Genomic DNA, 11700 nt, shown 5'->3' with positions numbered 1-11700 from the left:
GCCGAGGCCGGGGATCAGACGAACGCGGATTCCTTACGATCCGAGAAACGGAAAACGATGAAGACACAGAGTCCGGTCGAGGCTAACAGCAGGGTTGACAGAGCCGCGGCCGTGCCAAACTCACCGTCGATCACCTGTACATAGATCAGCACCGGCATAGTGACGGTTCGCGACGTGTAAAGAATGAGCGTCGACGACAGTTCGTTGATGGCGGTAATGAAGCTCATCAGCGAGCCGATGATGAGGCCTGGCATCATTAGCGGCACGGTCACCGAGGCAAAGGTTTTTGCTGGCGATGCTCCGAGGTTAACGGCCGCTTCCTCGATCGAAGGTTTAATCTGACGCAGGATCGATGTCGTTGAGCGTACGCCGTAAGGCAGGCGCCGGATGAAGACCAGAAGGATGATGATCAATGCAGTGCCGGTGATGTCGAACGGCGGATGACGGAACGTCGCGACATAGCCGATCGCCATGACGACACCCGGGATCAGGTAAGGCACCATCAGGACGAGATCGAGCGAACCTGAGACGACATTATCCTTTCGAACGACGATGAAGGACAAGAGGCCCGAGACGACGGCAATCATGGCCACGGCCGCCAACGAGAACAGGAAACTGTTGTAGATTGCCTGCGGAGAATCCCGAAGAATACGCTCATAGCTGCCAAGCCCGAAATTGCCGGTAAAAACAGGTCCGCTTGTCTCAAGGAACGAGGTGTAGACAACGGTAAATGCTGGCAGCATGGCGATGAAGACGACCAGATAGCAGAAGCCGTGCACGAAAAGCGATTTCAGCGGCGACATTGCCCTCTTTACGGGGCGGTTGGTCAGGGCACTGGCGTAACGACGCTTGGAAAGAATACGGCGTTGCAGCAGAAGTGCTATCATCGAAATTGCGATCATCAGCATCGATACCGTGACCGCCATTGTTGGCGTACCGCCCATTTCGGAAGTGTATTGCGCATAGGCGATGGTTGCCAGCGTCCGAACGCCGCGACCGAGAATGGCAGGCGTTCCAAAATCGGCGATCGACAGCACGAAACATATGATCGCACCAGTGCTCACAGCCGGGAATATCAACGGCAACGTAACCTTGTAGAAGCGCTGGAACGCGGTACAGCCTAGGTTCTCGGCGGCATCCTCGTAAGACTTGTTGATTGTGTTCAGCGCATTCTCCGTCATCAGGTAGATGTATGGAAAAAATTTCAGGCTGAAGACCATAACGATACCAGGGATTCCATAAATGGTCGGCGCGGGTAGCCCAATAGCCTGCAGAGCGTTTGTAACCGCACCGTTTGAGCCAAACAGCATGATCCAGGCATAGGCGCCGATAAACGGTGGAGCGCAGAGTACCAGAACTGCGAAGGTCGCGATTACCGCGCGGCCGCGAATGCGGTAGCGGGACGTGCAAAACGCGAGCGGTATGCCGATCAGGCAGGCTCCGAGCATGCCCAAGAGGCCGATGACAATCGTGTTCCACAAAGCCAGTGTATAGAAGCGCCGGGTCAGCACCTGAACATAGTTGGAGATCCCGAAATCACCGGTTGAGGCATCGAAGAAGCTGATCGCAAGCACATTGACAATCGGCAGAAGTAGAAAGACCGCGAGAAGAATAACGGCCAGCGCGGTAATCACCGTCCAGAAACCTGGCATTCTAAAGCGGCTAGCAGGAGTGGATATGGCTGTTGCTGTAGTCATCAGAACATCCTCGCCCCGGTCACGCCGTCCTCAAAAAGCTGCACGCTGCGAGCGTTGAATGCAAACGTGGCATCGTCGTTTGGATGTAGCGCGATGATATCCGGCGTCGGCTTGGTGATTGCCTCGATTTCCTCGCCGGAGGCAAGGACCGCAGCGACAGCCATTTCGCGGCCAGTAAAGCTGACCTGACGGATCTTTACAGGGAGATGAATGAGATCATCGCCAGCTGGAGCATTGACGGAGATGAATTCCGGACGCACTGAGGCGACAAGTGGTTTGCTAGTCGAAACACCTGTCAGTTGTGGCAGCACGACAGCAGTACCTGCTATGGCTGCCTGTGCACCCTCTACCGCCAGCGCCATGAAATTGTTAGCGCCGACGAACGACGCAACAAACCGGTTGGCCGGACTGTTGTAAACTTCCCAGGGAGCCGCCGCCTGCTGGATGACGCCACCATACATGACGCAGACGAAGTCGGACATCGCCAGCGCTTCTTCCTGGTCGTGGGTGACATAGACGGTCGTGATATTCATCGACTGCTGAATGGCGCGCAGTTCGCGGCGCAGGTCTACACGCAGCTTGGCATCCAGATTGGAGAGTGGCTCGTCCATCAGCAAAACTTGCGGATTTATGACGAGAGCACGTGCAAGGCCGACACGCTGTTGCTGGCCCCCGGACAATTCGTGCGGCATACGCTGTGCGTAGGACTTCAGTTGCACGACATCGAGAATGTCTGCAACGCGACGCTCGATCTCACTGCGTGAAACCTTACGTTGCTTCAGACCGAAGGCGATGTTGTCAGCGACGCTGATATGCGGGAAAACCGCATAATCCTGGAAAACCATGCCGACATTGCGCTTGTGCGCGGGCACGTTCTCAATGCGCTGATCGGCAATCGCAATGCTGCCGCTGTCCTGCTGATGAAACCCGGCGATTGTGCGCAAAAGTGTGGTCTTGCCACAGCCGCTTGGACCAAGCAGTGTGAAAAATGAGCCGGATGGAATGGAAATGTTGATATCCGAAAGAGCGATGGTCGCCCCGTAACTTTTTCGGATGTTTGAGATTTCGACAGCGGACATAAAGCGTCTCCGTAGACCGGCAGGTGTCTTAATGCCTGCGGACGAACGAATGGGAATGGCGGATCAAATGGGAGAAGCGGACATGGCAAGCATGCCATGCCCGTCCATTGATGTTACTGGATGTCCAGCATGACATCGTTCCAGGCCTTCATGACCTGATCGCGGTTTTCCGCGGCCCATGCAAAGTCGTATTTTGCATCTGGAACTTCAGACAACGGCACGAGGGCAGCATTGGCTGCGACGTCACCACGGATCGGCCGACGACCATGCTTTGCGACGACTTCCTGGCCTTCCTTCGAGACGATAAAGTCGATGAAGGCTTCGCCGTTTGCTGCGTTCGGCGCCCCTTTGACGATGGCCATACCGTCAGGAGCAATTGCTGTGCCTTCCTTCGGATAGACGATATCGACCGGTGCGTTGCCAAGCTTGTAACGAAGCGCGGCGTCTTCAAGGGTAATGCCAATGGCCTGCTCACCATCATTGACGAAACGCGGTACGGCACCGGAGGATGTTGAGAAGACAGTGTTTGCGAGAATGCCCTTGTAAATTTCCCAGCCTTTTTCTTCAGGCTTGAAAAGCTGAAGCACGGTCGATAGCTGAATATATGCCGAGCCGGACTGGTCGGCGCGAGCCGATGAGATCAGTCCCTTATATTCCGGCTTGGCAAGATCTTCCCATGACGTGGGCGCCGGGGCACCCTTTAGCGCATCACGATTGACGATGAATGCTGTGACAACAGCTGTAAAAGGGATCCAGTTCTTGCTCGGCGCTAGCGAGGGAGTGATTGCCGAAGCTTCCTTCGCCTCATAGGGCTGGAAGAGATCGGCAGAAAAATCGATGACGGTGCCATCAACACTCCACAGAACGTCGGCTGCAGGTTTGCCGCTCTCCGCCTTGATGCGGTTCATCAACTCACCGGAACCGGCTTTGACGAGTTCGACCTTGGTGCCGGTCTTTTTCTCGAATGCTGGCAGCAAATCGTCCATCAGCTGCTGGGGAGCTGCAGAGTAGACCACAACGGTCCCGTCAGCGTGAGCAGCCGACAGCGAAGCGAACATAGCCGCACTCGTGGCGAGAGCGGTCACAAAATTACGAACATAGCCCAATGTGGCCTCCAGATTGTTTTGGTTCCCGAAAGCGCATGTCGATTTGCCGCGTCCAGTTTGCCTGGATCTATCAATCGTATTCAGCGCTACAATTAATTTTCATTACGTAATTAAATATGTCAAGACTGATTTCGCAAAACTGTCACAATTTGAATAAGTGGCTGTTATTGCTATTTTAAAGCCCGCCCACCCCACCGAATTCGTGGGGGTCCACGCAGGGGCAAAAAGAAATCAGATGCTACGTCTAGTGAACTAAGCTATGCAAATTAAGAGATGTGAGACAGGGGACAGATTTGATTAACCTCGGCTATAACGAACGTCGATTGATCGAAATGTTGCGCGGCCGCGGCGGCATGTCACGGACCGAGCTCGCGCGGGACATGGACGTCTCCGCTCCAACCCTCACACGACTTACGTCGAGTCTGCTCGAAGAAGGCCTTATTCGTGAGGCAGAGACCCACCGGCCTGGCTCCGGCAGAGGTAAACCAGCTACCGTACTAACGCTTGATCCCGACGGACTGTTTACAATTGGCGTATACTTCAATCCGGACGACTTGAGGATCTGCGTGGCGGATCTCAATGGCAAAATCAGAGCCGAGATTCGCGAAGATTTGAGCGATCATAGCTTCCGTCACATTATGAACATCGCAGCCCCGGCAGCGCGAACGGTTGTTGGGACTTCAAAGGTCGACAAGCGGAGAATTCTTGGTTGCGGCCTGTCATTTCCTGGTCATTTCTCTCGCAACCCGGGCCACGTTTTTCAGATCCCACAGTTTGCTGCCTGGCATGACGTTGACGTAGATAGAGATTTCCAGCCGTTCTTCGATCACCCGGTACATCACGAGAATGATGGTAAAGCGGTGATACTGTCTGAACTCTATTACGGCGTTGGCCGTAACCTCGCAAACTTCGCAATGATCTGGCTGACATATGGCATCGGAGGCGGTGTTGTCGTGCAGCGGCATCTCTACCGAGGTAGCAACCGTAATGCCGGCGAATTTGGTGGCCTTTTTCCCAAATCACATCACCGTCCCTCAGGGCAGGACCTCTGCAACCTTCTGGATAGCAATGGCATCACCATTAAGCGGCTGTGTGAAATTGACGAAAGTTACGCTGATCACCCTGTCGTGATGCAGTGGTTGGAGCGCGCGACGGATCAGCTTAGAAGCCTGGCGCTTACTGTTGCTAGAACACTCGATCCCTCCACGATTGTTTTTGGCGGGTCGTTGCCGGCCTGGCTCATAGCGGAAATTGTCGAAAGGCTTGGATCGCTGGAAACTCTCGGTGAGGACTTTTTCGTTGAGCCACCGGAAATCCGCAAATCGGAGTTAAGCGAAGTACCGCATTTAGGAGCCGCGACCATTCCACTCTACCGCGCGACGACGCCAAGCTACTACTCAGGTAGAGCCTTGAAGGGTTGGGCGTGATGGTATGCGCGGGAAGCGCGCACATCCAGCTCTGAACGGAATGGCGACCAGCTTCAATCCCCGCGAACCATGAAATGCACGAAATTCCGCTCGATCCGCCCCCCCCTTAGAGTCGACCGCCTCTGACAGGTACAAACCCGCATTGCCAAAGCCGGATCGAGTGGTCGCCACTACCCTGGACATCCGACGTGGATAATTAGCGCCTGATGTTTAAACTGTTTATGGAACGCTCCCGTGTAGGCACTCTTGCCCGTACAGAGGTCGTATAATGAAATGACATGAATTCACGGCTCAAACATCAGGGGCCAACGGATCGATCAGGGCTCAGATCAGCACCGTTCAGCATGAAGGCACTCAGTCGGCACTCTTCATGTGCCCCTAATCATTCCGCCATCAACGCGGATGGCAGAGCCGGTGACATAACTTGCATGTGCGCTGGCGAGGAAGACCGCGACGGCTGCGAATTCTTCCGGCTTTCCGTAACGACCGGCCGGGATTTCGGCGCGCGATGCTTCCTGCACGGCTTCGACCGTGTTGGCGGTCTTCTCGGCCTTGCCGGCATCCAGTTCGCGCACGCGGTCGGTGTCGATCCGGCCGGGCAGGATCATGTTGACTGTGATGCCGTGACGGGCAACTTCACCGGCCAGCGTTTTCGACCAGCCTGACACGGCGGCGCGCACACCATTGGAAAGCGCCAAGTTGGGTATGGGCTGTACAACGCCGGAAGACCCGATGGTAATGATGCGGCCCCACTTGCGGTCGATCATGCCTTCCAGCATCGCATCGGTGACCGCGAAGATCGAAGTCGCCATGCTTTCGAATGCGTTTGTCCAGCTGTCTTTCGACTGGCCGACCGCAGGACCAGCCTTCGGCCCACCGGAGTTGTTGACGAGTATATCGACGCCACCGGCAGCTTTGATCGTGGTGATCAGCGCTGCCACTGATGCGGCGTCGGAAAGATCAACGCTGACCGGAATGAAGCTCTCGGTCTCCTCCATCGCCGAGACATTACGGGCGGCGGCAAAAACTTTGACGCCCTCTGCGGTCAGTCCCTTGGCGATGGCGGCCCCCAGGCCGCGGCTGGCACCGAGAACGAGTGCGGTCTTGCCGGAAATCATAAAGTCCATGGTATCGATGCCTTACTTCAGTTCATCTAGTTTGCGTGCCTGACGCTCGATCAGTCGTTCGACTTCAGCGATGGCCTTGGCATTAAGAGAAACGCCGGGACGGCGCTGTGCAGCGCTGGCGATGGCACCGCGTCTGGCCAGCACATATTTACGGATAGCAAGGCCAAGGCCCGGCTGCTGTTCGTAGCGCATCAACGGAAGATAAGCGTCGAACAGGTCCTGAGCTTTGTCATGCTTGCCTTCATCGCAAAGGCGGCAGACCTCGACCATCATCTCCGGATAGGCAAACCCGGTCATCGCCCCATCGGCTCCGCGCTGCATTTCTTCCGGCAGAAAAACGCCCGCATTGCCGCACAGGATGGACGTGCGACGACGGCCCTTTGCTTCTGCCTCGCGCAGATCGGTGATCTTCTGCAGACCCGGCCAGTCTTCATGCTTGAGCATGACGATGCTCGGATGCGCCTCAAGGATCACGCCAAGTGTCCGCGACGAGATTTGCACGCCGGTAGACAACGGGAAGTCCTGCAGCACGACGGGCACATCGGTGCCGATGGTCTCGATGACGTTGCGGTAGTAACCGATGATCTGCTCGTCGGTGCGCAGGCTGGATGGCGGTGCGACCATGACACCGGCAGCGCCCATGTCCATCACCGCCTTGGTCAGTTCGCCGATCGCGGCCAGACCCGGTGCGGAAACGCCAACCACCACCTGTTTGTCGGCCGACCGGGCAATCGTCTCGCGGGTGATATCGATGGATTCTGCCTGTGTCAGCTTCGGCGCTTCTCCCATCATGCCGAGGATCGTCAGACCATCAGCGCCCTTGTCGTAATAGAAGTCCACCATTCTGTCGACGCTCGCCACATCGATGGCGCCGTTGTCAGTGAACGGTGTGCAGGCAATCACGAAGACGCCCGATGTCTCGTTGTTGATCAGTGTCATATCTGTCTCTCCGAAGCTCAGAACCAGCTGGATGTGCCGCGGGCGACATACTGCCCGTCGCCGGCTGCGTTGACGACGTTTGTCCCGTCGAAGGCCAGCTTTCCGCCGACATATGTTCGCGAAACCTTGACGGAGAACTCACGCCCGTCGAAGGGGCTCCAGTTCAACTCGTCATGCGCCTTGGCGGCGTCCCATACTTGCGGTTCAGCCTTCAGAATGGCGATGTCGGCATCAGCGCCAACGCTCAAGGTGCCTTTCTGGGGCCACAGGCCAAAGAATTTGGCAGGGCGTTCGCACAGTTGCTCGACGGTCAACATGGCGGCATCATAGCCACGCAGTTCTGCCCCGGTGAAGAAAGCCGGGAGCAGGGTTTCAAGACCGGGAACGCCAGCGCCCGCCTCGAAGATCGATGGTGTGAACTTGTTGTCGATCGGCCAGGAGGAATGATCCGAACTGACGAAAGCCACCCGGCCGGAGATGACGTCGCCCCACAGGGCGTCGATCTGACCGGGGCGGATCGGCGGGTTGACCTTCATCTTAGCGCCCAGTGCCGGTCCGTCGGCGTCAGGGTCGAACCAGAGATAATGCACGCACAGTTCGCCGGTTGAACGATAACCATCAGAGACGTAGTTCTCGACGATGTCGAACCCGCGTGTCGTTGTCAAATGCACGATATGCGCATGGGCATCAGCGGCGGCACCGAGCTCAAGGAACTGCGCTGTGGCCGCCATCTCGGCTGCCACGGGTCGGCTTTCCGAGTGAGCCTCGATGCCATCACGGCCTGCAGCCTTTGCTGCGGCGATGTGCGCACGCACGATTTCCTGGTCTTCATTGTGGACACCAAGCGGAATGTCAGTATCCGCCAGCGCGTTGAAAATTTCCAACGTCTGATTGGAAGATATACGCGGAAAGCGCGTCGGGCTGCTTTCAAAGGTCGAAATCTTGAAGGCTACAACGCCACCCGCAATCAGACCGGCGATCTCATCCGTCGACTGACCCGGCATGACGGTGCCATACAGCGCAACGTTGGAGTGGGCATGCTTGCCAATGGCGGCAATCTTGGCGTTGAGCGTTGCCAGTGAGTTGAGCGGATCGGGATTGTCATAGGGCATGTCGACTATCGTGGTGATACCACCGGCGACAGCAGACCGCGTCGTAGAGGCAATGCCCGGCAAGCCACCATAACTGCAGGCATGCGTCTGACCGTCGATGACGCCCGGGATGATCAGATCGTCACCAGCGTCGAAAACCTCGTCGCTCACCGGCACCTCGCCCGTTCCAAGTGCAGCGATCTTCCCATCGCGTATACCGACCCATCCATGCTCAAGCAGACCATCGGGTAAAACTGCAGTGCCACGGATAACGAGAGAAAATGTCATGTTTCCATTCTTTCATTGGGTGGAAATTGATCTTTAACAGGCACAATCATGCGGCAAGGAACGTTTGCACCCTTTCCGGCGCAAGCTCGGAAAACAATTCAGCCGGGGGTGCCTTGGTGTAAATCGACCCGTTTTCCATGAAGACCACCTCGTGGGCGACGTTGCGGGCAAAACTCATTTCGTGGGTGACAACAATCATCGTCATCCCCTCTTCTGCAAGCTCCTGCATAAGATGAAGAACCTCTCGCGATAATTCTGGATCGAGAGCCGATGTTGCTTCGTCGAAGAGCATGACCTTCGGCTCCATCGCAAGAGCACGTGCAATGGCTATGCGTTGTTGCTGGCCACCGGATAACTGTTCAGGCAAGCTGTCCAGCTTGTGCGCCAATCCAACGCGGGCAACAAGACGCCGCGCTCGATCGTTGGCTTCCGCACGGGTGCAAATACCCGAACATACAGGAGCAAAAGCGACATTCTCAAGAATGCTCATGTTACGGAACAGGTTGAATTTCTGAAAAACCATTCCTGTCTGTCGCCGGTGGTGGCGCAATAATCTCTCACCAGCAGGAACAAGCCTGTTATTGCGCTCACGATGTCCCACAAGCTGTCCACCAACCCAGACCTCACCTGTCGTTGGCCGTGCAAGATAATTGATGCAACGCAGGAGAGTGGTCTTGCCTGATCCGCTGGGACCAATGATCGCCGTGGTCGTCGCCTCGCGAATGGCAAGATCGATATTGTTCAAAATTCCCTGCTCGCCAATTGAAAGCCCGACACCGCGCAACTCGACAGCATGAACAGGGTCCGGTTTTTCTGGCCAGCGTGGTGTGTAAGAATGCGCGATTGCGTGAACAGAACTCATGCGATTGCCATCCTTCGAGTACAGCGTTTTTCAATTGTGATCAGGAATGTGTTGATAATCGCGTAGATTGCACCGGCGACAGCGACCATTAGCAAAGGGTTCTCTCCCGAGTAGATGAAGGCACTGGTAGTGCTCATGATTTCGCTTACCGATATCGCCGACGCCAGTGAGGTCTCCTTGAACAGAACGGTCGTCCGCCCCATAAACGGTGCGGCGGCAATCCTGACGACCTGGGGAATTATTACCTTTATGGCAAAGCTTAGCGGAGGAATGCCAAGCGCATATGCAGCTTCGAACTGGTCCTGCGGAACGCCGTTATAGCTCGCTCGGAATATCTCGAAATAATAAGCTGTCGCAAAAAGCACGAAGGCAATGACAGCAGCCGTCATTGGCGAGATAAACCATCCAAATGCGGTCGATCCATAAAACGCCAAAAACAGCAGGATGAGTGGTGGCGTAGTTTGTGCAAGCCAGCTGTAAAGCCTAATAAAAAGGCGCAGGGCTTTCGGCGCAGCAATATCCGCAACCGTCAACCAGACAGCCAAAAAGCTTGATAGAAATACGGTTGTCACCAAGAGAAACAAGGCATTGAGTGTTGCACTCGCCACTGATGGTGCAAGATTGAGAACTGTTGACCATATAGCGATCATGAACTGACCTTCTCGCTCGCCCTCGGAAGCAATTTTGCGGCCATTGAAATCGACGCAACGGCTGCCGAAATAACGGGAACGCCGAGTTTCAGCGAGAGACTTTCAGCACCATCTTTTCCTTGCCCGACACCGGCGCCATAAGCCCAGACCAGGATCAGATCAGGTATGGTTGACCGGAACTCTTCGGCAGCAGCGTCGAGGTTGTTGCCATGACCGCAAAAGACGAGACTAAGGTCACCTGCCCAGGTCTTGGCTGCCCATCCATCCTGTTGTTGCTGGCGTTGGCGGTCTCCGTAAACAAGAAGTCCTAAAGTTGCAGTTGGTTTGGTGTTTGCCAGTAATTGCCCATAGGCAGCCATCGCAATGCTTGGCAAGACAACCGGACGGTTTGATCGAAAGCTTGCAGCAGGAAACTCCTCGGCAGCACAAATGATGGTCAGATCAACACCGTCTTTTACTTCCAGATCATCGATGGCGTCCTGAACCAGCGGTATGAAACTGTCACGGTTAAACCAACGTGCAGTCCAACCCGGACCCAGAGCGCCATGCTCACCCGACTGCCGCAGATTGGAGCGAATAGCAGGCGTGCCATCTTTCGCAGCCATAGACGCCAGCGCCTCGTGAGAAAGCCCATCAAGGACATGTCTCCAAATGACGCGTGCCTTGATACCCGTCTGCTCCAGCAGGCGTTGGTGATAGTTGTCCAGATCAAGACGCGGCCCCTGCCCGAGACTAACAAAACCTATTTTCGGTTGATTTAGTTGGCTGGCGCTCATTTTGGACTCCATCGGCGCACGGAGGCCCGTGCAATTAGGGAAAGAAAACCACCAAGCAGGATATAGATTGCGGCAGTCGATAGCAGGATTTCAAATGGCCGGTAGCTCTCGGCGACGAGTTCGTTGGCCTTGGCTGTGAGTTCGGGGATTGTGATGATCGAGGCGACCGATGTACCCTTCAGGATTAGCGTTGCGTTCGAAAGCCATGTGGGAACGACAACAGGCAATGCTTGAGGATAGATGATCCAAATCCATACCCTCCATGCAGGAATACCAAGCGCACTTGCTGCCTCGTATTGCCCAGGATCGACCGATTTTAATCCTGACCGAAATATTTCCATCGTATAGGCAACCGCCGAAAGCATAAGTCCTGCCAGTGCTGTGACCAGCGCGGGTAGAACAATTCCAATCTCTGGCAGGCCGTAATAGACCAGAAACAGGATCACGAGTGTCGGCACAGAACGCATCAGTGTGCTGCAGGCCTGAATGACGCGCGACAACCGTCCGGGTCTGCGAAGACCGCATACGGCAAGAGGCAGAGCGACGATCGTGGACAAGACGAGCGTAGCGGCTGTCAGCCACGCAGTTGTCCAGGCTGCCCGCAAAAGGATGGGCAGGCTCTCAACGAGAAAACCGAAATCCATGATCGTTGCCCGCT

General features: G+C 55.6%; 11 protein-coding genes. 1 reads left to right on the top strand and 10 read right to left on the bottom strand.

The window, feature by feature from the left end; genetic code table 11:
- Positions 1-14: 14 nt before the first annotated feature.
- From ACZ5FM_RS22740 to ACZ5FM_RS22730, 3 genes are all read right to left on the bottom strand, one after another.
- Complete coding sequence (locus tag ACZ5FM_RS22740) at positions 15-1697, bottom strand: ABC transporter permease (RefSeq protein WP_464041336.1); 1683 nt, start codon at positions 1695-1697, stop codon at positions 15-17.
- Complete coding sequence (locus tag ACZ5FM_RS22735; protein ID WP_464041335.1) at positions 1697-2776, bottom strand: ABC transporter ATP-binding protein; 1080 nt, start codon at positions 2774-2776, stop codon at positions 1697-1699. Before ACZ5FM_RS22735 ends, ACZ5FM_RS22740 begins: the two co-directional genes overlap by 1 nt.
- A gap of 113 nt (positions 2777-2889) precedes the next feature.
- Positions 2890-3834 carry an ABC transporter substrate-binding protein gene (locus ACZ5FM_RS22730; protein WP_312948065.1) on the bottom strand — a complete coding sequence of 315 codons (945 nt, stop codon included), beginning with the start codon at positions 3832-3834 and terminating at the stop codon, positions 2890-2892.
- Positions 3835-4175: 341 nt separating this feature from the next.
- Here ACZ5FM_RS22730 and ACZ5FM_RS22725 point away from each other — a divergent pair, with 341 nt between their 5' ends.
- The gene (locus tag ACZ5FM_RS22725; protein WP_464041334.1) at positions 4176-5309 is read left to right on the top strand and encodes an ROK family transcriptional regulator; all 1134 of its coding nucleotides are present in this window, start codon (positions 4176-4178) and stop codon (positions 5307-5309) included.
- A gap of 368 nt (positions 5310-5677) precedes the next feature.
- Here the strand turns inward: ACZ5FM_RS22725 and ACZ5FM_RS22720 are convergent, their stop codons facing one another.
- From ACZ5FM_RS22720 to ACZ5FM_RS22690, 7 genes are read right to left on the bottom strand one after another with little or no spacing between them, the layout of a single operon-like run.
- On the bottom strand, positions 5678-6436 hold the full coding sequence (locus ACZ5FM_RS22720; RefSeq protein WP_464041333.1) for an SDR family oxidoreductase: 759 nt from the start codon (positions 6434-6436) through the stop codon (positions 5678-5680).
- A gap of 12 nt (positions 6437-6448) precedes the next feature.
- Positions 6449-7375, bottom strand: a complete 927-nt coding sequence (locus tag ACZ5FM_RS22715) for a dihydrodipicolinate synthase family protein (RefSeq protein ID WP_464041332.1) — start codon at positions 7373-7375, stop codon at positions 6449-6451.
- Positions 7376-7392: 17 nt separating this feature from the next.
- Positions 7393-8754 (bottom strand): dihydroorotase, encoded by a 1362-nt coding sequence (locus ACZ5FM_RS22710; RefSeq protein WP_464041331.1) that lies wholly within the window; start codon positions 8752-8754, stop codon positions 7393-7395.
- A 46-nt stretch (positions 8755-8800) separates the two neighbouring features.
- Positions 8801-9616: an amino acid ABC transporter ATP-binding protein gene (locus tag ACZ5FM_RS22705; RefSeq protein WP_464041330.1), complete on the bottom strand. Its 816-nt coding sequence runs from the start codon at positions 9614-9616 to the stop codon at positions 8801-8803.
- Positions 9613-10266: an ABC transporter permease subunit gene (locus tag ACZ5FM_RS22700; RefSeq protein WP_259148150.1), complete on the bottom strand. Its 654-nt coding sequence runs from the start codon at positions 10264-10266 to the stop codon at positions 9613-9615. Before ACZ5FM_RS22700 ends, ACZ5FM_RS22705 begins: the two co-directional genes overlap by 4 nt.
- Entirely contained in the window at positions 10263-11042 is a 780-nt protein-coding gene (locus ACZ5FM_RS22695) for an AroM family protein (protein WP_464041329.1), read from the bottom strand. The genes ACZ5FM_RS22700 and ACZ5FM_RS22695 overlap by 4 nt, the downstream gene beginning before the upstream one ends.
- Complete coding sequence (locus ACZ5FM_RS22690; RefSeq protein ID WP_464041327.1) at positions 11039-11686, bottom strand: amino acid ABC transporter permease; 648 nt, start codon at positions 11684-11686, stop codon at positions 11039-11041. Before ACZ5FM_RS22690 ends, ACZ5FM_RS22695 begins: the two co-directional genes overlap by 4 nt.
- Positions 11687-11700 lie beyond the last annotated feature (14 nt).

Source organism: Agrobacterium sp. 5Ca50 (assembly GCF_055381905.1).
This window is presented reverse-complemented; position numbering and strand designations above follow the sequence as displayed.